This window comes from Mycobacterium sp. (assembly GCF_040509115.1).
Lineage (GTDB): Bacteria > Actinomycetota > Actinomycetes > Mycobacteriales > Mycobacteriaceae > Mycobacterium.
In genome coordinates, this window is record NZ_JBEVLO010000459.1 from 1 (window position 1) to 23,427 (window position 23,427).

Below are 23,427 nucleotides of genomic sequence, written 5' to 3' on the forward strand. Positions count from 1 at the left end.
TTGAGTCGCATGGTCACTCCTAAGTGGTGCACACCAAGCATGCACCTGGACAAGACATCATTGCCACTATGAACAAACCCAAGTCGGTATTCATTACCGGCGGCGCGGCAGGCATCGGGCGGGCGACCGCACTGTCCTTTGCGAAGAAGGGCTACCTCGTCGGCGCTTACGACGTCGACGAGGTTGGCTTGTCGTCCCTCGCCGACGCGATCGAGGACCTTGGCGCGACGGCGGTGACCGGCCACCTCGACGTCACCGACGCCGACGAGACGTCCAACCGGGTGGCCGAGTTCGCCGAAGCCGCAGGAGGGCGCCTCGACGTGATGGTCAACAATGCGGGCATCCTGGTCGCCGGCCGGTTCGAGGACATCCCCGTGGCGACGCACCACGCGGAAATCGACGTCAACGCCAAGGGCGTGGTCAACGGACTGCACGCGGCGTTCCCGTTCCTGAGGTCGACGCCCGGCTCCGTCGTGGTGAACCTCGCGTCGGCCTCCGCCATCTACGGCCAAGCCGAACTCGCGAACTACAGCGCCACCAAGTTCTTCGTCCGCGCCATCACCGAGGCACTCGACATCGAATGGAGCCGCTACGACATCCGTGTCATCGCGATGTGGCCCCTGTACGTGCAGACCGCCATGACCGACGACATCAAGACGGGCACCACCGAGTCACTCGGCATCCGGCTCACGGCACAGGACATCGCCGACGACATCGTCAAGGCCGTCGAGCCGTCGTTGCCGCGGCGACTGATTCACCAGGTGCACTTCCCCGTTGGGCAGCAGGCGAAGACCATGGCTCTTGGCGCCAGGTTCTCCCCGGCCTGGTTGACGCGACTGGTCAACAAGCGACTCGCCCACCCCTGACGCGGAAGCGGGGCAATCGATCAGCTCTTCTTGCTGGGAATCACGATCACGACGATGAGTGTGATGATGCTGAAGAACAATCCCAGGATGCCCCAGCCGATGGCACTGCGGCCCTTCGTCGCGGCTATCACCCCGCAGATGACGGCCGCGATGACGCTGCCGATCGCCACGAAGATGCCCTTGATGCCGCGCAGGATGAAACCGGCAGCCACGGTGTTGTCCGAAGCCATGAGTACGACGTTGTGCAGCATGGGACTGCCACCTCCGCGTTGAGACATCCGGCGACGTTCGCCGATCGTGGTCAATTACCCACCGCGTCGCCATCGAACCGCGTATTCAGCTGCCTCACAGAGAATTCGTGTTCACCCGCCAGACAGGCTGCATTCGCCGTTGCGCCGGGCAATGTTTCGCCGTCGCCTGATCTCCACACCCCGCCGATTGCGACAGGATTGGCGTCGTGACCGAGATCGACTTCGCCATCCTGGACGTGCCGCGTGACACCGCGCCCCCCGACGCCGACGCCTACCTGCGCGCAGCGATGGCGTGGCACTTCGGCCAGGACACCGGGTCGCCGTTCTGGCTCCGGGCGGCAGAGCACCTGGACTTCGATCCGTGTTCCGACGTGCGGACGTTCGACGACCTGCGACTCTTCCCGAACGTGGTCGACGAATTGCGCTGCGTGCCTGTGGAAGATCTCATCCCACGCGGCTACGGCACGCCCCTCCCGCTACCGCGGATCTACGAGTCGGGGGGCACGACGGGTGCTCCCAAGCGCACCGCCCAACTGCCCGACTGGGTGGAACAGGTCACCCGGTGGCAGGTCGAGGACTTCACCGCCGGTGGCTTCGTCGCCGGCGGCGGGCTGCTGTGCATGATGCCGAGCGGTCCACACGGCGTCGGACACTTCGACCGGGAGGTCGCCGAACGGCTCGGGTCGACGTTCCACGCCATCGACCTCGATCCCCGCTGGGTCAAGAAGCTGGCCGCTCGCGAGGCCACCGCCGACGTGCAGGCGTATGTGGAGCACCTGGTCACGCAGGCCAGGTTCATCCTCCAAACCCAATCCGTGGTCAACCTGCATGCCACGCCGCCACTACTGGAAGCCCTTGTACGACAGGACGATCTGGTCGAATTGCTGAACGCCAAGATTCGCTACGTGCTGCTGAGCGGCGCGCACGTCGAGCCCGACACCATCGACGTCATCCGTGACGTGTTTCCCGACACCGCCGTCGCCACGGTGTTCGGCAGCACGATGATCCTGTCGCAGGCGGCCACCCGAATCGGCGACGACGGCGACGTCGTGTTCGACCCACGGTCGCCGTACGTCCTGTTCTGGGTGGTCGATCCCGACACCGGTGAGCGCGTACCGTACGGCGACCGTGGCCAGGTGGTGATGAACCACGTCAGCAAGGGGATGTTCATCCCGAACAACCTGGAACGAGACACGGCCGTCAGAATGCGGTCCCCCGCAGGACATCTCGGAGACTCCGTCAGCGAAGTCGCGCCGGTATCGGTGTTCGACGGCGAGCGAGTCATCGAAGGCGTGTACTGACCGTGGACCTCGTTCCGCTCGATGCACTCGGGCCGCGTGGCGAATACCGTACGCGCAAGACCGAATTGATCTTCGATACCCGCAACAGTCCGGTCGCCGAGTTGAGCATGGTGCCGACGATGTTCGTCAGCCGTTCGATCAGCACTCAACGCAAGGCCCGTCCCCTCCCGTTCGCTGAACGGGAGGCAGCGTTGACCCGCGCCGCCGACCACTTCCTGACCTCGACGATCGCCGGACTCGACTTCGACGAGTACGTGGCTTTGACGTGTCGAGTCTCGGGCCTGCCGATGGCGGTGGCCCGAGCAGGCGCCCACGCCGTCGCCGAAGGACTGGCCACCGCCTTCGACGCGCTACGACCGGCACGGCCTGCAGGCGCGGTCCTGGACTGGCGCGACGTCGCGGCGACCGGTGGGGCGGTGTGGACCCGCCGCGGCGAAGTACTCGCGGTGCACGCACCCGGCAACGCGCCGGGCGTGCACGGAGCGTGGCCGCAGGCGCTCGCGCTCGGCTACCGGATTGCGGTCAGGCCGTCGCGCCGGGAACCCTTCACCGCGCACCGGGTGGTCACGGCATTGCGCCACTGTGGCTTTCGCCCCACGGATGCGCTGTTTCTGCCCACCGACCATCACGGTGCGGAGGAGCTGATCCGCGCTGCCGACCTCGCAATGGTGTACGGCGGTCAGGACGTCGCCGACCAGCACGCGGGAGATCCCACCGTGCTACTCAACGGTCCCGGCCGCACCAAGATCCTCATCACAGCCGAATGCGACTGGCGCGACCATCTCGACGTCATCGTCGAATCCATTGCCGGGCTGGGCGGCATGGCCTGCGTGAACGCCACCGCGGTCCTGTACGAGGGCGATCCGGAACCGCTCGCCGATGCCATCGCCGAACGTCTGGCGGTGTTGCCTTCGCTGCCGAACACCGATGAGGCGGCCGTCCTTCCGACAACGACGGTCGCGACCGCGCACGCGATCGCCGCACACCTCACCCGTGCTGCGGCGAAGGCCCGACCGATACTCGGTGCCGATCAGGTCGTTGCCGATCTCCTCGACGGCAACGCCGTACTTCGGCCTGCCGTCCACCTTCTCCGCGAGGTGGACGTGGACACCATCAACGTCGAGTTGCCGTTCCCCTGCGTGTGGGTGTCGGCGTGGTCCAGGTCCGACGGCCTCGCCCCGCTTCGGAAGTCGTTGGTCGTCAATGCGATCACGACCGACGACGACCTGATCGAGGACCTCGTCCACGACGCGTCGATCACCAACGTCTACCGCGGCCACTGCCCAACCCAGTTTGCGGCGCCCCACGTCCCACACGAGGGGTACCTGGCGGACTTCCTGATGCGCAATAAGGGCTTCGTCCACCGGGGGCAGTCCCTTCCCTCGGCGAGCACGGCTGACCGCAACGTCGGGTTCATCCGCACCTAACCTCCGCGCCCGCCGCGAGTCGCCCGGGGCATGTGGACTGGCGGCAGTCCGAAGATCCCGCCGGAAGGAACCCGACATGCCAGAGCAGGACACCACCACCGTCGACCGCGGGGCCACCGTCGGCGAAGCCGGCGAGACCAGCACCGTCGGCGTCGTCGAAGTCGTCCAGTCCGAGGTCGACGACCTCGTCGAGGAAGCCACGGCGGGCGGGCTCGTCATCCGGCACGTCCTGGGGCGGCAGCTCGTCGCAGGCCACGGCCTCAGCGCCCAACTCCTCGACGCTGCCACCGAGGTGTCCGTCGCCGTCGCCCATGCACCCGCCACGGTCGTTGCCGAGATCCGGGGCGGAGCCACCCTGCCTGCGGCGCTCACACACTCCGGCACCGAGGTTCGCGGCGTCGTCGCGCATGCGGGCAGCCGCGTCCGCACCGCCGTCGGCGAATACGTCGGAAACCAGGCGGTCCTGCCCAACGCCTTCGTCGTCGGAGCCGTCGACGTCGTCGAATCGGTACTGCGCGCACAGGGTTCGGTCGCCGCCTGCACCGTCGACGCGGTGTTCACCGTCGCCGCGGCGACCACCAACGGCACCGACGTCCGCGCGACCATCGCCGGTGAACGCGCGGAGATCGGCAATCGCGTAGACGCGTCTCGCGACGAGATCGGCGAAGCCTGGGCCCGCGCCATCGACGAGTTACGTTCGCGCTGATCACAACCGGCGTGACGGCGCCGGACCGACGGTAGCGTCGCGAGCCGTGAATGAGGACTGGCTCGCCGTCATCGTCGGCCTGGCATTGCTCGCGCTCGTGCTCGTCGGTGTCATCCCCGGCAGCGTGATTCCGTGACCGAGCAGAGCACCGACGCCGAGGAACACGCAGAGCTGTCGCGCCCCGGCCTCGGCTACGCGATCGCGGGCGTCCTCGTCGTCGTGGTGCTCGGCGCCGGGACTCGCTACCTCGAGGCGCAGGTCCCGCAGTGGGCGGCGGGCACGCCGCTGGCCAAGGTCGCCAAGTCGATCGAATTCCCGATCTACGCAATCGCTCTCGGCCTTCTAGGCAACTTCGTGTTGACCAAGCTGGCGATCCGCGACGCGCTCTCGCGCGGCTTCCGCACCGAGTTCTTCATCAAGACGGGGCTGGTGCTCCTCGGCGCCTCGATCAATCTCAAGGTGCTCGCGACCGCCGCCGTGCCCGCGATCATCCAGGCGCTGTTGCTGATCACGATCGTGTTCGGCTTCACCTGGTGGCTCGGCGGGCGCCTCGGACTCGACGACAAACTCCGCGCCCTGCTCGCTTCGGCGGTATCGATCTGCGGCGTGAGCGCCGCCATCGCCGCCGCCGGTGCCGTGCAGGCCAAGCGAGAGCAACTGGCGTACGCCGCGTCCCTCGTCATCGCATTCGCGCTGCCCTCGATATTCCTGCTGCCATGGCTCGCAGGCGTCTTCGGCCTCTCCGATGCGGTCGCGGGCGCATGGATCGGCGGCAACATCGACACCACCGCCGCCGTGGCGGCGTCCGGCGCCATCGCCGGCGAGGACGCATTGGCGATCGCCACCATCGTCAAGACCACCCAGAACGCCCTCATCGGCTTCGTCGCCATCGCACTGACGGCGTACTTTGCGCTGAAGGTGGAGCGCAAGGATGCATCGGAGGCCCGGCCGACCATCGGCCAGTTCTGGGAGCGGTTCCCGAAGTTCGTCCTCGGGTTCATCGCCGCCTCCGTCATCGGCACCCTCTACCTGCAGTGGGGCGGCGACAAGGACGCCATCACGACCGTCAACGACCTGCGCACCTGGTTCTTGATCTTCGCGTTCGTCGCGATCGGGCTGGAGTTCAGCCTCAAGGGTCTCCGCGAGGCTGGCTGGCGACCGGTCGCACTGTTTGCGTCGGCCACGGTCGTCAACGTCGTCGTCGCCCTCGGTCTGGCCCTGCTCCTATTCGGTCACTTCACAATCGACTAGCCACTACGCTCGCGTCGTGCCATCTACCTGGTCCCGACGGAGTTTCCTGGCGATCACCGCGGGTCTGGCGGTCACCGCCGCGTCCTGCAGTTCGGACGAGCCGGGCACCGTGGCCGACGACGGGTCGGTCACCGTCACCCACGTGTTCGGCGAGACCAAGATTCCCGCACCGCCCAAGCGCGTCGTCAGTGCCGGGTTCACCGAGCAAGACGACCTGCTCGCCGCCGGCGTCGTGCCCATCGCGATCACCCAGTGGTTCGGTGACCAGCCGTTCGGCGTATGGCCTTGGGCGCAAGCCAAACTCGGCGGCGCGCAACCCCAGGTGCTCAATCTGTACGACGGCGTTCAGGTCGACGCGATCGCCGCGCTCAAGCCCGATCTCATCGTCGCCACCAATGCAGGCCTCGACGCCGACACCTACGCACGACTCGCCGCCATCGCTCCGACCATCGCGCAGTCCGGGCAGGCGACGTTCTTCGAGCCGTGGAAGGACCAGGCCACCATCATCGGCCAGGCGGTGTTCAAGGACGCCGACATGCAGAAGCTGATCGCCGACGTCGACGCCAAGTTCACCGACATCGGCAAGAACAACCAGCAGTTCAATGGCAAGAAGGTGGTCATCACCAGCGCGACCTTCTTTCAGGACAAGGCCGACGTCACCCCGCCCGGGTGGCGCACTGAGTTCCTCACCCAGATGGGCTTCGTCATCCCCGACGGCGTCACCGAGTTCGTCAAGGACGACCGGGCGCAGGTGCCCCGCGACCAGCTCGCCGCCCTTCTCGACTCCGCCGACGTCGTCGTCTGGAAGACCGAGAACGACGCGGAACAAGCCAGCCTGACCGCCGACCCCCTCTTCGCGGGACTCAAGTCGACCCGCGCCGACAAGAACGTCTTCACCGGCAACGAACTCGCCGGCGCGCTCGCGTTCGGCACAGTACTGTCCTACCCCGTGGTGGCCGACCAGCTGACGCCGCTGCTGACGAAGGTGCTTTCCTGAGATTGGGATGCACCGAGCCCGGGTGACAAGATGTCCGGGTGACGAGGACGGACCAGGACGAACAGGACTTGCTGACCGGGTTTGCTCGGGTGGGCTCGGCCTACTATCCGATTCTCGTCGCGGTGTTCACCGCACTGGTCATCATCTCGAACGTCACCGCCACCAAGGGCGTGGCCTTCGGGCCGATCATCACCGACGGCGGCTTCATCGTCTTTCCGCTGACCTACGTCATCGGGGACGTGCTGTCCGAGGTCTACGGCTTCAAGGCCGCCCGGCGCGCGATCCTCCTCGGCTTCTCGATGAACGTGCTGGCGGCCGCGGCCTTCTGGGTGACCATCTACCTTCCCGCCGCCGACTTCTACGAGAACCAGGCGGCGTTCGAGAACGTCGTGCACGCCTACACCCAGCTCATCGTGGCCGGGCTGGCCGGCTTCATCGTCGGCCAGACCATCAACGCGTGGGTCGTCGTGGCGATCAAGGAGCGCACCAAGGAGAAACACCTGTGGGCGCGCCTGGTGGGGTCGACGTTCGCCGGCCAGCTCGGCGACACCCTGGTGTTCTGCGCGATCGCCGCCAGCGCCATCGGCATCACCACGTTCCGCGACTTTGCCGTGTACACCGCACTCGGCTGGCTCTACAAGACCGCCGTCGAGGTCGTGCTGCTGCCCGTCACCTATCGGGTCATCGCGGTCATCAAGCGCCGCGAGCCCACGTATCAGCCCGCCGTCTGAAGCATCTCTGAGGCTCTTCTGGCGAGCTCCTAAGGGTCGCGCCAAACGTTGCTACCGATGGGTAGCTTGTGGCAATGACGCTCGCAGCGGAACCGATCGACGCGGTACTGGTGGACCCGGTGGCCCTCGGCCGCATTCACGACTACGGGGACCAGGCCCTGCTACTGGAGTTCGAGGGCACCGGCGAAGTGCTGGCGTGGACCGAGGCGCTGCGGCAGGCTGACCTGCTCGGCGTGCTCGACATCGTGCCCGCGTCGCACACCGTGTTGTTGAAACTCGCCGCCCCCCGATACCGCGACCGCACCAGGGTGCGCCTCGGCAAGCTCCGGGTGGAACGGCCCGCCGTGGACGTCGAGGCGGTGCCGACAGGGCGTCCGGCGGACGTGACGATCGACGTCGTGTACGACGGCGAGGACCTCGCCGAGGTCACCAGGCTGACCGGGCTCTCGACCGACGAGATCGTCGCAGCGCACACCGCGGCCCCGCTCCGCGTCGGGTTCGGCGGGTTCGCGCCCGGCTTCGCCTACCTCGTCGGTGGCGACACCAGACTGCACGTACCGCGCCGAGCCGAGCCTCGCACCAGGGTGCCCGTGGGCTCCGTCGGGCTGGCAGGCGAATTCAGCGGTGTCTATCCGAGGGAATCACCCGGCGGTTGGCAGCTGATCGGGCGAACCGACGCGGTGCTGTGGGACGTGGACCGCGACCCGCCCGCGCTACTGACTCCCGGTGCGACGGTCCAGTTCCTGGCGATCGGATAGCCACCATGACCACCCTGGAAATCCTCAAGACCGGCCCCCTGGCGCTGCTCGAAGATCTGGGCAGGCCCGGGCTGGCGCACATGGGGGTGACGCGTTCCGGCGCCGCCGACCGTCGCTCCCACACCCTGGCCAACCGGCTGGTGGCCAACCCACACGACCGCGCCACCATCGAGGTGATGTTCGGCGGGTTGTCCGCCCGGGTTCACGGTGGTGACGTCGCCATCGCCGTCACCGGCGCGGACGCCGATCCGTCGGTCAACGGACTTCCGTTCGGCACCAACAGCATTCACTACGCACGCGACGGGGCCGTGATCTCACTGGGTGCGCCGCGGTCGGGTCTGCGCAGCTACCTGGCAGTCCGCGGCGGGATCGACGTCACCCAGGTCCTCGGCTCCCGCAGCTACGACGTGATGTCGGCCATCGGACCACAGCCCCTCAAGGCGGGGGACGTCCTGACCGTCGGCGAGCACACCGACGAGTTTCCCGAACTCGACCAGGCACCCGTCGCCTCGATCGCAGACCACCTGCTGGAACTCTCGGTGGTGCCGGGCCCCCGCGACGACTGGTTCGCCGACCCCGATGCCCTGGTGCACACCGACTGGGTGGCATCGGATCGCAGCGACCGCGTCGGCATGCGACTCACGGGACGTCCGCTGAAATACCGCTGGCCCGACCGCCAGCTGCCCAGCGAAGGCGCGACCCGCGGGGCAATACAGGTGCCTCCCAACGGCTTACCCGTCATCCTCGGACCGGATCATCCGGTCACCGGTGGCTACCCGGTGATCGGTGTGGTCGCCGAGAAGGACATCGACAAGGTTGCCCAGGTGCGTCCCGGCCAGCACGTGCGGATGCACTGGTCGCGGCCTCGCCGCCCCATCTAGAGCCCGCAACGCGCCGCACCCTGGTAGGAACTTAGGTGTGCACCACACCGCACGCCTGGTTCACACCTCCGATCTCGACGTCGAGACCCGCGAGGGTGCTCGCCGCATGGTCATCGAGGCGTTCGACAAGGGCGAAGTCGACTTCACCGACGACGATTGGGAGCACGCCCTCGGCGGCATGCACGCCTTGATCGTGGTTCACGGCACGCTCATCGCCCACGGCGCGGTGGTGCAACGCCAGCTGTACCACGGGGCGGGGGCACTGCGGTGCGGTTACCTCGAAGCCGTCGCGGTACGCGAGGAGTGGCGCGGTCGAGGGCTGGCAAGAGCGGTGATGGACGCCCTCGAACAGGTCTTGCGCGGCGCCTACCAGCTGGGCGCCCTGAGCGCCTCCCAGGACGGCCGCCCCCTGTACGAGGCGCGCGGCTGGCTGCCGTGGACGGGCACGACGTCGGTGCTCGCGCCGTCCGGTGTGACCCGCACCCCGGCCGATGACGGGTCGATCTACGTGCTGCCGCTCACGGTCGACCTCGACACCGGCGGCGACCTCGCGTGCGACTGGCGCAACGGTGACGTGTGGTGACCGGCAGATGAGCACCTCACGGGATCGTCGAGCCCGCCGTGAGGCGAAGTTCACGGCAGGGTGACGGTCGCCGCGTTGCGCCATCCCGCGGCAACGCCTGGGTAACCGCCATGCAACACATGAACTCTTCACTAGGTGGTATGCGCGACCCCGATTGGGCACCACTCACTGGTTTCCGGGTGGCGGTGACCTCGGCCCGCCGCGCCGACGAACTCAGCACCCTGTTGTGCCGGCGGGGCGCCACCGTGACCAGCGCCGCTGCGATCGCCATGGTCCCGCTCCCCGACGACGATGAGTTGCACGACCACACGGCGGCGCTGATCGCGTCGCCTCCGGACGTCGTCATCGCGACGACGGGCATCGGCTTGCGCGGCTGGATCGCCGCCGCCGATGGCTGGGGCCTGGCCGGTGACCTGATCACCGCCCTCGGCAAGGCCCGCGTCGTGTCACGAGGCCCCAAGGCCACCGGCGCACTGCGCGCCGCGGGCCTACCCGAGGAGTGGTCCCCCGAGTCCGAGTCGTCCCGCGAGGTCGTGCAGTATCTGCGCGCAGGCGGCATCGCGGGGCTTCGCATCGCCGTCCAGCTGCACGGCGCCACCGAGCAGTGGGATCCGTTCCCCGAGTTCCTCGACGAATTGCGCGGCGCGGGCGCCGAAGTCGTCCCCATCCGCGTGTACCGCTGGCGTCCGGCTCCGCGCGACGGCGGATTCGACGCGCTCGTCGCAGGCATCGCCGAGCACAGGTTCGACGCCGTCAGCTTCACCTCGGCACCAGCGGTGGCCGCGATGCTGATGCGGGCGGTCGAGATGGGCATCGAGGACAAGGTGCTGGCCGCGCTCCGCACCGACGTCCACGCCATGTGCGTCGGCCCTGTCACCGCACGCCCGCTGGTGCGCCTGGGCGTACCCACGTCGGCGCCGGAACGGATGCGTCTCGGCGCCCTGGCCAGGCACATCACCGACGAGCTCCCGCTTCTGCAGTCACGGACCGTCAAGGTGGCGGGCCACGTGCTCGAGATCCGCGGCACCTGCGTCCTGGTCGACGGGGTGGTCAAGGAGCTGCCACCCGCGGGCATGGCGACCATCCGTGCGCTGGCGCACCGGCCCGGCAACGTCGTGTCGCGCAATGATCTGCTCAACGCACTTCCCGGCGGGAGCACCGACACCCACGCGGTCGAGACCGCCGTGCTTCGACTGCGAACGGCGTTGGGCGACAAGCACATCGTCTCGACCGTGGTGAAACGCGGCTACCGCCTCACCGTCGACGAGTACCCGGTCGGCGCGTGAATCCGCTGCTGGTCGCCCACGGCACGCGCAAGACGGACGGCGTCGCGATGATCGCCGACCTCGCCGAACGGGTCGGCGTCGTACTGGGACAGCCGGTGCGCACGTCGTTCGTGGACGTGCTGGGCCCTACGCCTGCGGACGTGCTGACGAGCCTGCCCAACGGACTCGCCGTCGTGGTGCCGGCCTTTCTCGCCAGCGGGTATCACGTCCGGACCGACGTGCCCGCGTTCGTCGAGGCCAGCGGCCACCCCAACGTGGTCGTCACCGAAGCACTCGGACCGTCGACGCACGTAGTCCGGGTCATGGTCGACCGACTCGTCGAATCCGGCTGGCGCCCTTCCGATTCGGTGATCATGGCCGCAGCGGGAACCTCCGACGACCATGCGCGTCGCGACCTGCGGATCACCGCGGCGCTGTTATCGGCCGCAATCGGCAGCCGCGTCGAACTGGCCTACGCCGCCACCGGTGAGCCGCGCGTCGCCGATGCCGTCGCCGCACTGCGCTCTGGCGGCGCCCCGCGGGTGGTCGTCGCGTCATACCTGGTGGCGGACGGGCTGTTTCAGGACCGGCTGCGCACGTCGGGCGCCGACTTGGTCACCGAGCCGCTTGGCACGCACCCCGGCATCGTGCGGCTGATCGCGAGTCGGTTCCGAAGGGCCAGGCTGCCGATCACCGTCTGACGCTCATCGGGACTGCACTTGAATGGCGACCGTGGGCCGAAGAGGCCGAAACCGCCTGACTAGGCGCCGACCTCGACGAGTCCGTCGCCGGTGATCCTGGTCCGGTAGACCTGCAGCGCGACGGCGGGATCGTCGAGACACGTCCCGTCGTCGAAGGCGAAGGCCTGCTTCTTGATCGGGGACTGTATGCATGCGCGTCCCGACCGGTCACCGACGATGCCACGCGACATCACCGCCGCCCCCGAGAACGGATCGACGTTGCCGACCGCGCTCAGCGAGCCGTCAGCGAGCCGGAACAACGCGACCTGCGTACCGTCCGGCAGCAGGACGCCCGCGCCACGGCCTGGGAGCAGACGGTCGTAGGCGCACGCGACCGTCCACACCCCGGTGTCCTTGTCGTCGAGCAGTGTCACTCGTGCTTCTCCTATCTGGGCCGAACGGCGGGGACGCCGAGAGCGGTCGGCACCTTGCGCCCGGACCGTTCGGTGAACTCGACGGTGGGGTCGGCGTCGTCGGGGGCGTTGACGAACGACACGAACCGCGACAGCTTGTCGGGATCCTCGAGCACGCCCTTCCACTCACATGCATAGCCGGCGACGTGGCGCTCGACGGCCTCCTCGAATTCCGCTGCCAGCCCGAGGGAGTCGTTGCAAACCACGTCGCGCAGATGGTCCAGCCCGGTCCGATCCGGTTGGCCGAGGCCCTCCACCCACGGCGCGGTGCGCTGCAGTCGGTCCGCCGTCCGGACGTAGAACATCAGGAACCTGTCCACGTAGCGGACCAGGGTGGCGTCATCGAGATCGCCGGCGAGCAGTTGTGCGTGCTTCGGTGTCGCGCCGCCGTTTCCCCCGACGTAGAGGTTCCAGCCGGTTTCGGTGGCGATGACGCCGACGTCCTTGGCACGCGCTTCCGCGCACTCCCGCGCGCACCCCGAGACGCCCATCTTGATCTTGTGCGGGGCACGCAGCCCGCGGTAGCGCAGTTCCAGGTCGATGGCCATCTGCACCGCGTCCTGTTGGCCGTAGCGGCACCAGTCGCTACCGACGCAGCTCTTCACCGTTCGCAGCGCCTTGCCGTAGGCGTGCCCGGACTCCATGCCCCCGTCGACGAGCCTGCGCCAGATCTCCGGCAACTGGTCGACCGTTGCGCCGAACATGTCTATCCGCTGGCCGCCGGTGATCTTCGTGTACAGGCCGAAGTCGCGGGCGATCTCACCGATCAGGATCAGCTGGTCGGCCGTGATGTCTCCGCCGGGCACCCGCGGCACCACCGAGTAGCTGCCGTTGCGCTGGATGTTGGCGAGGAAGTGGTCGTTGGAGTCCTGCAGCGAGGCCTGCTCACCGTCGAGGATGTGTTCGGAGCTGGTCGACGCCAGGATGGATGCGACGACGGGTTTGCAGATGTCACAACCACTTCCGGTGCCGAATCGCTCGACCAGCCCCGAGAAGGTGCGAATCTCGGTGGCCGAGACGATCTCGAACAGCTGAGCCCTGGACTGGGAGAAGTGCTCGCACAACGCTTTGCTCTGCTCGACGCCCTCGGCCTCCAGCAGCTGCTTGAGCAGGGGCACGCACGACCCGCACGACGTGCCCGCCAGGGTGGCTCCCTTCAAGGCGGCCACGTTCGCGCAGCCGCCCGCGATCGCCTCGGTGAGATCACCCTTGGTGACGTTGTTGCAGGAACAGATTTGGGCTGCGGCGGGAAGTGCGCCGACGCCGAGTTGGGTTGCGCCCGAATCGGATCCGCCCGGCGCGATGATCGCGAGCGGATCTCCTGGGAGTTGTTCACCGACCATCGGGCGGAGCACGCCGTAGGCCGACGCGTCGCCGACGAGGATGCCCCCGAGCAGGGTGGTGGCATCGTCGGACAGCACCAGCTTGGCGTAGGTCCGCTTGACGGCGTCGTTGACGACCACGGCGAGGCTGCCCGGTGTGGTCCCCATCGCGTCGCCGAAGCTGGCCACGTCGACGCCGAGCAGCTTGAGCTTGGTGGACATGTCCGCCTCACCGAATTCGGCCGAGCCGCCCAACAGCCGGTCGGCGACCACCTCGGCGCTGGTGTAGCCGGGGCCGACCAGTCCGTAGCACCGGCCCTCGATCGCCGCGACCTCGCCGATCGCGTACACGTCGGGAACCTCGGTTACGCAGGACGAATCGGTGAGTACCCCGCCCCGCTCGGCGACGGGCAGCCCAGCTGCGCGAGCCAGCTCGTCGCGTGGCCGCACGCCCGCGGCGAAGACCACCACGCCGGCATCGATCGTCGAACCGTCGCTGAGAGAGACGCGGAGGTGTTCGTCGCGGGCTTCGATCGCATCCGTACCCACGTCCAGGTGCACCGCGATACCGAGGTCGGCGACCATCCTCCTCAACAATGCCCCACCGGCCTCGTCGAGTTGCTGACCCATCAGGCGCGGGAATCGTTCGACGATGTGCGGCGCCAAACCGAACTGGCGCAACGCATTCGCGGCCTCCAGGCCCAACAGTCCGCCGCCGATCACCACCCCTGCCGCGCCGTCGCCCGCGCCGAGTGCGGCCTCGCGGATCGCGTCGAGGTCGTCCAGGGTGCGGTAGACCTGGCAGCCGGGCAGGTCGTGGCCGCGCACCGGCGGGACGAACGCGTACGAGCCGGTGGCCAGCACCAACGCGTCATAGGACACGCGGCGACCCAGCCGGGTGCTGACGTACTTCCGCGCGGTGTCGATCCGCGTCACGCGGTCCCGAAGGATCAGCTCGACGTGCTCGTCGCCGGCGTAGTCGTTGCCTGGCAACGCCAGTCGCCCGCGATCCCAGTGCTCGGTGTAAGCAGTCAGCCCGACCCGGTCATAGGCGGCGTCACCCTCTTCGGCGAGGACGGTAACCCACCAGACGCCGTCCCCGTCGCGTGACCGCAGGGCCTCCACGAAGCGGTGCCCGACCATGCCGTGCCCGACGACCACGACACGCTTCTGCGACTGCATGGCCCCAAGCTAGGCAGCCGAGGTTTCGGCCACGTCGCCTCGCGTGAAGCGTCCGTGACGGTGTCCTCACCCGACGGGTGCGCGTCGTGTGAGCCTCAGACGTCCGCCTCGCTCACTTCCAGCGTCCGAGCAACTCCTCCGCGCGGCCAGACAGGGCGCGCTGAAAGAATGGTCCGAAACTGATCCGGCCGACGCCGAGCGGGCCGAACGACGCCGGATCGTCGGTATCGGGCAGGGCAATCGCGTTGACCGGCAACGGAAGTTCCGACGTCAGGCGTCGGGTGGTGTCGGCGTCATGCCGCCCAACGGGGTACAGACTGTCGGCTCCCGCGTCGGCGCACAGCGTCAAGCGCGCGATGGCGCGGTCCACGCGGTCGGCGTCGTCCCCGTCATTGCGGAGGAACAGGTCGGTCCTGGCGTTGATCACCACGTGCACCCCGGCCGCGTCGGAGGCCTTGCGCAACTCGCCGACGAGCGCGGCGTGCTCCTCGGCGGACCGCAGCCGCTTGTCCTCCTTGTGCACCGTGTCCTCGATGTTCAGTCCGACCGCGCCCGCCGCGAGAAGCCCCTCGATCAACCGCTGCGGCGCTTCGCCGTACCCCGACTCGATGTCAACGGACAGCGGTACGTCGACGGCACCGGTGATCTGAGCGACCCGCGTCGTCAGATCGTCGAAGGACATGCCCTCGCCGTCCTCCTTGCCCACCGAATCGGCCACCGGATGGCTCCCGACCGTCAGTGCGGCAAATCCCGCATCGACCGCCAGCTTCGCCGACCACGCGTCCCACACCGTCGGAAGGACGACGGGATCACCGGGCACGTGCAGCGCCTTCAGCGTCGTCGCGCGCTCCTGAAGCACCTCACTGGACACTGCTCAACCTCCATCTTCGACGTGACCTGTGTCACTCTGAACTCGGTCTGTGACTAGCATCGATTGTCGTACTGTGATTCATGACACCCTTCAGCCCAAGGAGGTCAACTCCCTTGTCAACTACCACCGAACTCGACCAGCTACACGAGTTGATTGGCAATCTGCGCCGCTGCGTGACGTCACTCGCCTCACGTTACGGGGACAGCCCCGCGATGCGGCGAGTCGTCAACGACGCCGAACGCATCCAAAACGACCTCGACCGGCTCGACATCGACGCCGAGGACTTGAACCTGGCCCGCGGAGTGAGCCAGCACCACCACCACGCCGTCGAGAAGATCGGCATCCCCGACACCCAATACGCCAGCGACTTCTGGCAGGACGTCGACGACGACGGCCCGATGACGTCACCGTTCGACTGACGGAAACGAACCACCCGACACATCACGACGAAGTGAGGCAAACCCCTTGAGCGCACCCACCGCCGACCGCCCCGGCACAGGTGTCTTCTCTGCAACTCGAGCCCAGATCGAGCAGCGCACGCTGCGTACCGATCAGTGGTGGCGCTCGCCGCTCATCACCGATCTGGGCTTCGCCGCCTTCGTGATCTACGCCACGGTGCGGGCATTCCTCCAGAACAACTACTACGTCGCCGAGTACCACTACCTGACGCCGTTCTACTCGCCGTGCATCAGCACGGGGTGCGTCCCGGAAGCCAGTCACTTCTGGCCGCAGATCCTGCCCAACGTGTGGTGGCTGCCGTACGCAGCGCTGTCGCTGCCGTTCCTCTTGCTGTTCCGGCTGACGTGCTACTACTACCGGGGGGCCTACTACCGGTCGGTGTGGCAATCGCCGACCGCCTGCGCGGTCGCCGAACCCCACGCGAAATACACTGGTGAGACCCGACTTCCACTGATCATTCAGAACACCCACCGGTACTTCTTCTACATCGCGGGGATCATCTCGGTGATCAACACCTACGACGCAATCGTCGCCTTCCAGTCACCGTCGGGCTTCGGATTCGGTTTGGGCAACGTCATTCTCGTCGTCAACGTGGTGATGCTGTGGATCTACACGCTGTCGTGCCATTCGTGCCGTCACGTCGTCGGTGGTCGGCTCAAGCACTTCTCCAAACACCCCGTCCGCTATTGGATGTGGGGCCAGGTGAGCAAGCTGAACACCAGGCACAAGCTGTACGCCTGGATCACGCTCGGCACGCTGATGCTCACCGACTTCTACGTCATGCTGGTCGCAAGCGGCACCATCTCAGACCTCAGATTCATCGGCTGACAACATCATTCACAACGTAGGGGTACGAATTCATGGCTGAACCCGCCGCTCGTCACGCAAGCGGCTCATCGGAGCTGGAGCGTCTCGAGTACGACGTCGTCGTGATCGGGGCCGGCGGCGCCGGACTACGTGCGGTCATCGAAGCACGCCAACGTGGCCTGCGCGTCGCCGTGGTGACCAAGTCGCTGTTCGGCAAGGCACACACGGTGATGGCCGAGGGCGGCTGTGCGGCCTCGATGAAGAACGCCAACGCCAAGGACTCCTGGCAGGTCCACTTCGCCGACACCATGCGCGGCGGAAAGTTTCTCAACAACTGGCGGATGGCCGAACTGCACGCCCAGGAGGCACCCGACCGGGTCTGGGAGCTGGAGACCTACGGCGCACTGTTCGACCGCACCAAGGATGGCCGCATCAGCCAGCGCAATTTCGGCGGCCATACCTACCCGCGGCTGGCCCACGTCGGCGACCGCACCGGGCTGGAGATCATCCGCACCATGCAGCAGAAGATCGTCTCGCTGCAGCAGGAGGACAAGGCCGAACTCGGCGACTACGAGGCCCGCATCAAGGTCTTCCACGAATGCAGCGTGACCGAGCTGATCTTGGACGAGGGGGCAAGCGGAGCAACGGGGGAAGGACAACCCAGGATCGCCGGTGCGCTGGCCTACTGGCGTGAGTCCGGCAACTTCGTCCTGTTCGACGCCCCCGCGGTGGTGCTGGCCACGGGCGGCATCGGCAAGTCGTTCAAGGTGTCGTCGAACTCCTGGGAGTACACCGGCGACGGCCACGCGCTGGCTCTGCGGGCCGGCGCGTCGCTGATCAACATGGAATTCATCCAATTCCACCCGACGGGCATGGTCTGGCCGCTTTCGGTGAAGGGCATCCTCGTCACCGAGGGCGTGCGCGGCGACGGCGGAGTGCTGAAGAACTCCGAGGGCAAGCGCTTCATGTTCGACTACATCCCGGAGGTCTTCAAGGGGCAGTACGCCGAGACCGAGGAAGAAGCCGACCAATGGCTCAAGGACAACGACTCGGCGCGCCGCACCCCTGACCTGCTCCCCCGCGACGAGGTGGCCCGTGCCATCAACTCCGAGGTGAAGGCCGGTCGCGGCAGCCCACACGGCGGCGTCTACCTCGACATCGCCTCGCGCATCCCGGTCGACGAGATCAAACGCCGGCTGCCGTCGATGTACCACCAGTTCATGGAGCTGGCCGAGGTCGACATCACCAAGGACGAGATGGAAGTCGGCCCGACCTGCCACTACGTCATGGGTGGCATCGAGGTCGACCCCGACACCGGGGCGGCCACCACGGCTGGGCTGTTCGCGGCGGGCGAGTGCTCGGGCGGCATGCACGGGTCCAATCGGCTCGGCGGCAACTCGCTGTCGGACCTCTTGGTGTTCGGCCGCCGGGCAGGCGTCGGCGCGTCCGACTACGTCCGGTCGCTGACCGACCGGCCGAAGGTGCTCGAACACGCCGTCGACTCCGCGGTCACGGCAGCTCTGGCCCCCTATGACGACCACCCGAACCCGGAGAACCCGTACACCCTGCACGCCGAGCTTCAGCAATCGATGAACGACCTGGTCGGCATCATCCGCAAGGAAGCCGAGATCCAAGAGGCGCTCGACAAGCTCGAAGAGCTCAAGAAGCGGATGCACAACATCACCGTCGAGGGCGGTCGCCACTTCAACCCCGGCTGGCACCTGGCCATCGACATGCGCAACATGCTGCTGGTCAGCGAATGCGTCGCGAAGGCGGCGCTGATGCGCACCGAGAGCCGGGGCGGCCACACCCGCGACGACTACCCCGACATGGACGCCGAGTGGCGCAACACGCTGCTGGTCTGCCGGTCGGGCGGCGGCGATCCCATCGTCCCGGACATCACGGTCACGCCCGAACCACAGACGCCGATGCGGCCCGACCTACTGGGATGCTTCGAGCTGTCCGAACTCGAGAAGTACTACACCGATGGCGAACTGACCGAGCATCCGGAACGGAGCAGTAAGTGACCAGCTATCAGGCGAGCATGCGGGTCTGGCGCGGCGACGACACGGGTGGCGGACTGCGGGACTACACCGTCGAGGTCAACGAAGGCGAGGTGGTGCTCGACATCATCCACCGCATTCAGCAGACCCAGGCAGGCGACCTTGCGGTGCGATGGAACTGCAAGGCGGGCAAGTGCGGATCGTGCTCGGCGGAGATCAACGGCCGTCCGCGACTGCTGTGCATGACGCGGATGTCCACGTTCGGCGAGGACGAGGTCGTCACCGTCACCCCGATGCGGACGTTCCCCGTGATCCGCGATCTGGTGACCGACGTGTCGTTCAACTACACCAAGGCGCGCGAGATCCCGTCGTTCACCCCGCCGAAGGACCTGCAGCCCGGGGAGTACCGAATGCAGCAGATCGACGTCGAGCGCAGCCAGGAGTTCCGCAAGTGCATCGAGTGCTTCCTGTGCCAGAACACCTGCCACGTGGTGCGCGATCACGAGGAGAACAAGCAAGCGTTCTCGGGCCCCCGCTACCTGATGCGCGTCGCCGAACTCGACATGCACCCGCTCGACGTGGTCGACCGCAAGGACATGGCGCAGGAGGACTTCGGGCTTGGATATTGCAACATCACCAAGTGCTGCACCGAGGTCTGTCCTGAGAACATCAAGATCACCGACAACGCGCTGATTCCGATGAAGGAACGCGTCGCCGACCGCAAGTACGACCCGATCGTGTGGCTGGGCAACAAGCTCTTCAAAAGGTGACCCGTAGACACGTGTGACGCACGCCGCAACGAGCGTAGGCTCGGTGCCAGCAGCCGATCAACGAAGAAGGGCGGCCGTATGAGCACTGGAGAAACCCAGAGCATCAACGACATTCGCACCGCAATCCGCGAACTCACCGCACGCGCCGAGCTGGCCCGCAAAGAGGGCAGGCCGGAGGACGCCGCAGAGATCGACCGGCGGGTGCAGGGCTACCGAGAAGAGCTGGGCGCGCGTCCGTAACGCCGTGAGACCTGCACCAGGGTCGTGACCATGCACGACTGCGCGGCCCGCACGCAGAACTCAGCGAGGCCGGGCCTGCGCACGGCCCGTCAGGCGCCCAACCGCCGGAACGTGCTGCGGTGGAACACGATCGGAGCAACCGCGTCGTTCACCGCGATGTCGTGCACCCGCAACACCACGATCGTGTGATCCCCGGCGAGCACTAGCTGCTCGATGGCGCTCTCCAACCACACGCTGGTGCCGTGAATGAAGACGGCCCCGCGGTCGGTCGAACTCGTCTCCAGACCCGCGAAGCGGTCACCGGTCTTGGCGGCCAGCGTCTTGGCCGCGGCATCGTGGGATTCACCGAGCACGCTGATCCCGAGGAACGGCAGGTCCTTGAGCTTCGGCCACGTCGTGGACGTGTTCTGCACACAGAACGACACCAGCGGCGGATCCAGCGACACCGGCACGAACGTGCTGGCGGCCAACCCCACCCTGACGCCGTCGACTTCGGCGGCGATCGCGATGACGCCGGACGGAAAGTGTCCGAACGCCTCCCGAAGCGAGGTCGGGCTCAAGTCAGTGCCGGTCATGACCACTTCATCTTCACACAGGCTCCATTCATTCCCACCGGGTCATTTCCTTCACGTCATTCCCCATCACGTCATCCCCGTCACGTCGTTCCCCATCACTTAATTCCCCATCACGTCATTCCTGTGCGCTATCCCCGCAGGTACCCATGGGCGGCTGCCACGTCCGGATGCGCCCGCAACCTGCTCTTCCATGCATTACGGCCGTAGGTCGAGAAGATCCGTTCGTTCGACGGGTCGGCGGTGACGCCACGGGCCCGCGCCGCCAGTTCGTCGGGCAGGGTCAGCACCGGGAACTGCGCATCCAGGCGCGGGTTGAAGAAGTACGGCACGGAGATGCGCTCCCGTGCCGACAGTGCCACCCGATGCTCGGTGGCGCGAAGGTAGCCGCCACTCGCGATCTCGAGCATCTTGCCGATGTTCACGATGAACGCGCCGGGCAGCGGGTCCACGTCGATCCACTGCCCGTCCGGCGCGCGTACCTGCAACCCGCGGCTCCCCGGCTCGACGAGCAGCAGCGTCAGCACGCCCGCGTCGCGGTGCGCGCCGACACCTTGGTTTCCCGTCGCTTCGGCCGGATAGCGCACGATCTTGATCAACGTCGCCGGGGATTCGGCGAAGGCCTCGTCAAACGCATCCTCGGGGCTGCCCAGCGATGCGGCCCAGTGCCGCAACAACCTTCGCCCCACGTCGGCCAGCGCGGCGTCCCACTCCGCGATGACGGCGGGGAGCTCGGGAAGTTCGGCGGGCCATTGATTTGGGCCCTGCAGCCGCAGGTGAGGTTCGGCGGCATCGTCCAGCGGCGGGCGCTCCGGCCCGATGTCGATCTGCTCACGCCAATCGACGGCGCCGCCGGTCAGTTCGCCACCGAGCCGGGTGTAGCCACGAAAGTGCGGGCTGTTGACCATCGCCACCGCATCCTTGGCGGCCTGCGGCAGCGCGAACAGCCGTCGGGCCGACGCGAGGACCCGCTCGGTCAGCTCGTCGGGGACGCCGTGACCCGTCAGGTGAAAGAAGCCGACCTCGTGCGCGACGGACCGCAGACGCTCACGCACCGAGTCGGGTTCGTCCCGCAGGTCGACGACGGGCAGTGCGGTCTGGACACTGGGCACGACGTCCATGATCGCCGCCAACCCGTCCCACGGCCAGTGTCTTGATCGTCATGAACGCAAGTCGACACGACGGCCGAGCAATACCCATCAGCTGGTTCCCAGATTTGCTGAGGAACGCCGGGCGCGTCGGCTACCCCGTAGCCACGGAACACGCGCCCGCGCGACGGGCGGTAATCTTTCGCCCATGTCCGCACCGACTCTCCTCACCCTCTTGCGCGAGCGTGCCGGCCTTCAACCCGACGACAAGGCATTCACCTATACCGACTACAACCACGACTGGTCGGGAGTAGCGGAGACCTTGACGTGGTCGCAGGCCTACCGCCGGACGCTCAACGTCGCCCACGAACTCCGTCGCCGCGGCGCGGTCGGCGACCGGGCCGTCATCCTCATCCCCCAGGGCCTCGACTACATCGCGGCGTTCCTCGGGGCCATGCAAGCCGGGTTCATCGCCGTGCCACTTTCGGTTCCGGCGTTCGGCGCGCACGACGAGCGGGTCAGCGCGGTGCTCGCCGACACGTCGCCGACCGCCATCCTCACGACCACCGGGGTGGCCCCCAGCCTCACCGAGTACCTTCCGAAAGGGCCGGACGCGCCGCTGGTCGTCGAGGTCGACGCGCTCGACCTGGACGCCCGGATCAGCGCGGGCGGAAGGCTGCGCAACGCGCCTGAAACCGCCTACTTGCAATACACGTCCGGCTCGACCCGGCTGCCGGCGGGCGTGATGATCTCGCACCGCAACCTTCAGGCGAACTTCGAGCAGCTGATGGCGCACTACTTCGTCGAATACGGCGGCATCGCCCCACCCGACACCACCATCGTGTCGTGGCTGCCGTTCTATCACGACATGGGACTGATCCTCGGAATCTGTGGGCCGATCCTCGGCGGCTACCGCAGCGAGCTCACCAGCCCCGTCGCATTCCTGCAGCGACCGGCGCGCTGGGTCCAGGCGATGGCCTCCAACAGCCACGTCTTCTCGGCAGGCCCCAACTTCGCCTTCGAGCTGGCCGTCCGCAAGACGTCGGACGAGGACATGGCGGGCCTCGACCTGGGCGACGTGCTCAGCGTCGTCAGCGGCGCCGAGCGCGTCCACCCGGCCACGCTCGACCGCTTCTGCGACCGCTTCGCCAAGTTCGGTCTCAAGGAGCACATGATGCGCCCCTCCTACGGCCTGGCCGAGGCCACCGTCTACGTGGCGGCCCGGCCGTCGGGTCAGCCGCCTGAGGTCGTCGACTTCGAATCCGACGAGCTGTCCGAGGGCACCGCAAGGCGCGTCCCGAGCGGCACCGGGACCCCGCTGATCAGCTATGGCGTGCCCCAGTCCCCCCTCGTTCGGATCATCGACACGGAGACCAACCTGGAGTGCCCGGCGGGCGGCATCGGCGAGATCTGGGTTTCGGGTGACAACGTCGCCCAGGGGTACTGGCACAAGCCCGAGGAGACGCAACGGACGTTCGGCGGCGCGATCGCCTCCCCAACTCCCGGCACCCCGGAGGGCCCATGGCTGCGCACGGGCGACCTCGGCTTCATCTCCGAGGATGAACTGTTCATCGTCGGACGCATCAAGGATCTGCTGATCGTCTACGGCCGCAACCACTATCCCGAGGACATCGAGGCGACCGTCCAGGAGATCACCGGCGGCCGCGTCGCCGCGATTTCCGTCTCCGTGGACCACATGGAGAAGCTGGTGACCTTCATCGAACTCAAGAAGCGCGGCGAGACCGCCGAAGAGGTGATGGCCAAGTTCGGTGTCGTCAAGAACGACGTGACGGCCGCGATCTCGGCAGCACACGGCCTCAACGCCGCCGACCTGGTCCTGGTCGCGCCCGGCTCGATCCCGACCACCACCAGCGGCAAGGTGCGTCGCGCCGCGTGCGTCGAGCAGTACCGAAGCGGGCAGTACGCCCGGTTGGACGCGTAGC

The 23,427-nt window shown here is 67.3% G+C and carries 24 protein-coding genes; 18 read left to right on the forward strand and 6 right to left on the reverse strand.

Annotated features, from left to right (window positions below; all coding sequences use genetic code 11):
- Positions 1 to 68: 68 nt before the first annotated feature.
- Positions 69 to 866 carry an SDR family oxidoreductase gene (locus ABW137_RS31175; protein WP_526405999.1) on the forward strand — a complete coding sequence of 266 codons (798 nt, stop codon included), beginning with the start codon at positions 69 to 71 and terminating at the stop codon, positions 864 to 866.
- A gap of 20 nt (positions 867 to 886) precedes the next feature.
- Here ABW137_RS31175 and ABW137_RS31180 read toward each other — a convergent pair whose 3' ends face one another.
- Entirely contained in the window at positions 887 to 1,144 is a 258-nt protein-coding gene (locus tag ABW137_RS31180) for a deoxyribodipyrimidine photolyase (protein ID WP_526406001.1), read from the reverse strand.
- A gap of 179 nt (positions 1,145 to 1,323) precedes the next feature.
- On the opposite strand from ABW137_RS31180, the gene ABW137_RS31185 reads away from it, so the two are divergent.
- From ABW137_RS31185 to ABW137_RS31235, 11 genes are all read left to right on the forward strand, one after another.
- The gene (locus ABW137_RS31185; RefSeq protein ID WP_526406003.1) at positions 1,324 to 2,418 is read left to right on the forward strand and encodes a phenylacetate--CoA ligase family protein; all 1,095 of its coding nucleotides are present in this window, start codon (positions 1,324 to 1,326) and stop codon (positions 2,416 to 2,418) included.
- 2 nt (positions 2,419 to 2,420) lie between these two features.
- Positions 2,421 to 3,845: an aldehyde dehydrogenase family protein gene (locus ABW137_RS31190; protein ID WP_526406005.1), complete on the forward strand. Its 1,425-nt coding sequence runs from the start codon at positions 2,421 to 2,423 to the stop codon at positions 3,843 to 3,845.
- A 76-nt stretch (positions 3,846 to 3,921) separates the two neighbouring features.
- A complete protein-coding gene (locus tag ABW137_RS31195) occupies positions 3,922 to 4,551 on the forward strand; it encodes a hypothetical protein (RefSeq protein WP_526406006.1) in 630 nt (209 codons plus the stop codon).
- 132 nt (positions 4,552 to 4,683) lie between these two features.
- On the forward strand, positions 4,684 to 5,802 hold the full coding sequence (locus tag ABW137_RS31200; protein ID WP_526406008.1) for a putative sulfate exporter family transporter: 1,119 nt from the start codon (positions 4,684 to 4,686) through the stop codon (positions 5,800 to 5,802).
- Between the two features lie 16 nt (positions 5,803 to 5,818).
- Positions 5,819 to 6,799, forward strand: a complete 981-nt coding sequence (locus ABW137_RS31205; RefSeq protein WP_526406010.1) for an ABC transporter substrate-binding protein — start codon at positions 5,819 to 5,821, stop codon at positions 6,797 to 6,799.
- Positions 6,800 to 6,837: 38 nt separating this feature from the next.
- The gene (locus ABW137_RS31210; protein ID WP_526406012.1) at positions 6,838 to 7,530 is read left to right on the forward strand and encodes a queuosine precursor transporter; all 693 of its coding nucleotides are present in this window, start codon (positions 6,838 to 6,840) and stop codon (positions 7,528 to 7,530) included.
- Between the two features lie 74 nt (positions 7,531 to 7,604).
- Positions 7,605 to 8,288 (forward strand): 5-oxoprolinase subunit B family protein, encoded by a 684-nt coding sequence (locus tag ABW137_RS31215; protein WP_526406014.1) that lies wholly within the window; start codon positions 7,605 to 7,607, stop codon positions 8,286 to 8,288.
- 5 nt (positions 8,289 to 8,293) lie between these two features.
- On the forward strand, positions 8,294 to 9,169 hold the full coding sequence (locus ABW137_RS31220; RefSeq protein WP_526406016.1) for a 5-oxoprolinase/urea amidolyase family protein: 876 nt from the start codon (positions 8,294 to 8,296) through the stop codon (positions 9,167 to 9,169).
- 37 nt (positions 9,170 to 9,206) lie between these two features.
- Positions 9,207 to 9,752, forward strand: a complete 546-nt coding sequence (locus ABW137_RS31225; RefSeq protein WP_526406018.1) for a GNAT family N-acetyltransferase — start codon at positions 9,207 to 9,209, stop codon at positions 9,750 to 9,752.
- Positions 9,753 to 9,892: 140 nt separating this feature from the next.
- On the forward strand, positions 9,893 to 11,038 hold the full coding sequence (locus tag ABW137_RS31230; RefSeq protein ID WP_526406020.1) for a uroporphyrinogen-III synthase: 1,146 nt from the start codon (positions 9,893 to 9,895) through the stop codon (positions 11,036 to 11,038).
- Positions 11,035 to 11,718 carry a sirohydrochlorin chelatase gene (locus ABW137_RS31235; RefSeq protein WP_526406022.1) on the forward strand — a complete coding sequence of 228 codons (684 nt, stop codon included), beginning with the start codon at positions 11,035 to 11,037 and terminating at the stop codon, positions 11,716 to 11,718. The genes ABW137_RS31230 and ABW137_RS31235 overlap by 4 nt, the downstream gene beginning before the upstream one ends.
- Positions 11,719 to 11,777: 59 nt before the next feature.
- Here the strand turns inward: ABW137_RS31235 and nirD are convergent, their stop codons facing one another.
- The 3 genes from nirD to ABW137_RS31250 form a co-directional block, all read right to left on the reverse strand.
- Positions 11,778 to 12,131, reverse strand: coding sequence for a nitrite reductase small subunit NirD (nirD, locus tag ABW137_RS31240; protein WP_526406024.1), 354 nt, complete (start codon positions 12,129 to 12,131; stop codon positions 11,778 to 11,780).
- Positions 12,132 to 12,142: 11 nt separating this feature from the next.
- A complete protein-coding gene (nirB, locus tag ABW137_RS31245) occupies positions 12,143 to 14,674 on the reverse strand; it encodes a nitrite reductase large subunit NirB (protein ID WP_526406026.1) in 2,532 nt (843 codons plus the stop codon).
- Positions 14,675 to 14,786: 112 nt separating this feature from the next.
- Complete coding sequence (locus ABW137_RS31250; protein ID WP_526406028.1) at positions 14,787 to 15,545, reverse strand: isocitrate lyase/PEP mutase family protein; 759 nt, start codon at positions 15,543 to 15,545, stop codon at positions 14,787 to 14,789.
- 113 nt (positions 15,546 to 15,658) lie between these two features.
- Here ABW137_RS31250 and ABW137_RS31255 point away from each other — a divergent pair, with 113 nt between their 5' ends.
- From ABW137_RS31255 to ABW137_RS31275, 5 genes are all read left to right on the forward strand, one after another.
- Positions 15,659 to 15,964: an Rv0250c family protein gene (locus ABW137_RS31255; protein ID WP_526406030.1), complete on the forward strand. Its 306-nt coding sequence runs from the start codon at positions 15,659 to 15,661 to the stop codon at positions 15,962 to 15,964.
- 46 nt (positions 15,965 to 16,010) lie between these two features.
- Complete coding sequence (sdhC, locus tag ABW137_RS31260) at positions 16,011 to 16,832, forward strand: succinate dehydrogenase subunit SdhC (protein WP_526406032.1); 822 nt, start codon at positions 16,011 to 16,013, stop codon at positions 16,830 to 16,832.
- Between the two features lie 32 nt (positions 16,833 to 16,864).
- On the forward strand, positions 16,865 to 18,838 hold the full coding sequence (locus tag ABW137_RS31265; RefSeq protein ID WP_526406034.1) for a fumarate reductase/succinate dehydrogenase flavoprotein subunit: 1,974 nt from the start codon (positions 16,865 to 16,867) through the stop codon (positions 18,836 to 18,838).
- Positions 18,835 to 19,584, forward strand: a complete 750-nt coding sequence (locus ABW137_RS31270) for a succinate dehydrogenase/fumarate reductase iron-sulfur subunit (RefSeq protein WP_526406036.1) — start codon at positions 18,835 to 18,837, stop codon at positions 19,582 to 19,584. The genes ABW137_RS31265 and ABW137_RS31270 overlap by 4 nt, the downstream gene beginning before the upstream one ends.
- Positions 19,585 to 19,662: 78 nt before the next feature.
- Positions 19,663 to 19,824, forward strand: coding sequence for a hypothetical protein (locus tag ABW137_RS31275; protein WP_526406038.1), 162 nt, complete (start codon positions 19,663 to 19,665; stop codon positions 19,822 to 19,824).
- Positions 19,825 to 19,913: 89 nt separating this feature from the next.
- On the opposite strand, the gene ABW137_RS31280 is transcribed toward ABW137_RS31275, so the two are convergent.
- Positions 19,914 to 20,399, reverse strand: a complete 486-nt coding sequence (locus ABW137_RS31280; protein ID WP_526406040.1) for a flavin reductase family protein — start codon at positions 20,397 to 20,399, stop codon at positions 19,914 to 19,916.
- Positions 20,400 to 20,527: 128 nt separating this feature from the next.
- Positions 20,528 to 21,517 carry an isopenicillin N synthase family dioxygenase gene (locus tag ABW137_RS31285; RefSeq protein ID WP_526406042.1) on the reverse strand — a complete coding sequence of 330 codons (990 nt, stop codon included), beginning with the start codon at positions 21,515 to 21,517 and terminating at the stop codon, positions 20,528 to 20,530.
- A gap of 175 nt (positions 21,518 to 21,692) precedes the next feature.
- Between ABW137_RS31285 and ABW137_RS31290 the strand changes: the two genes are divergently transcribed.
- Complete coding sequence (locus tag ABW137_RS31290) at positions 21,693 to 23,426, forward strand: fatty-acid--AMP ligase (RefSeq protein ID WP_526406044.1); 1,734 nt, start codon at positions 21,693 to 21,695, stop codon at positions 23,424 to 23,426.
- The last annotated feature ends 1 nt before the right edge of the window (position 23,427 follow it).

Excerpts from the sequence above, each read along its gene's own strand:
- ABW137_RS31175 (WP_526405999.1), top strand. The coding sequence starts at position 69 with ATGAACAAACCCAAGTCGGTATTCATTACCGGCGGCGCGGCAGGCATC.
- ABW137_RS31180 (WP_526406001.1), bottom strand. The coding sequence starts at position 1,144 with ATGTCTCAACGCGGAGGTGGCAGTCCCATGCTGCACAACGTCGTACTC.
- ABW137_RS31195 (WP_526406006.1), top strand. The coding sequence starts at position 3,922 with ATGCCAGAGCAGGACACCACCACCGTCGACCGCGGGGCCACCGTCGGC.
- ABW137_RS31215 (WP_526406014.1), top strand. The coding sequence starts at position 7,605 with ATGACGCTCGCAGCGGAACCGATCGACGCGGTACTGGTGGACCCGGTG.
- ABW137_RS31220 (WP_526406016.1), top strand. The coding sequence starts at position 8,294 with ATGACCACCCTGGAAATCCTCAAGACCGGCCCCCTGGCGCTGCTCGAA.
- ABW137_RS31230 (WP_526406020.1), top strand. The coding sequence starts at position 9,893 with ATGCGCGACCCCGATTGGGCACCACTCACTGGTTTCCGGGTGGCGGTG.
- nirB (WP_526406026.1), bottom strand. The coding sequence starts at position 14,674 with ATGCAGTCGCAGAAGCGTGTCGTGGTCGTCGGGCACGGCATGGTCGGG.
- ABW137_RS31265 (WP_526406034.1), top strand. The coding sequence starts at position 16,865 with ATGGCTGAACCCGCCGCTCGTCACGCAAGCGGCTCATCGGAGCTGGAG.
- ABW137_RS31275 (WP_526406038.1), top strand. The coding sequence starts at position 19,663 with ATGAGCACTGGAGAAACCCAGAGCATCAACGACATTCGCACCGCAATC.
- ABW137_RS31280 (WP_526406040.1), bottom strand. The coding sequence starts at position 20,399 with ATGACCGGCACTGACTTGAGCCCGACCTCGCTTCGGGAGGCGTTCGGA.
- ABW137_RS31285 (WP_526406042.1), bottom strand. The coding sequence starts at position 21,517 with ATGGACGTCGTGCCCAGTGTCCAGACCGCACTGCCCGTCGTCGACCTG.
- ABW137_RS31290 (WP_526406044.1), top strand. The coding sequence starts at position 21,693 with ATGTCCGCACCGACTCTCCTCACCCTCTTGCGCGAGCGTGCCGGCCTT.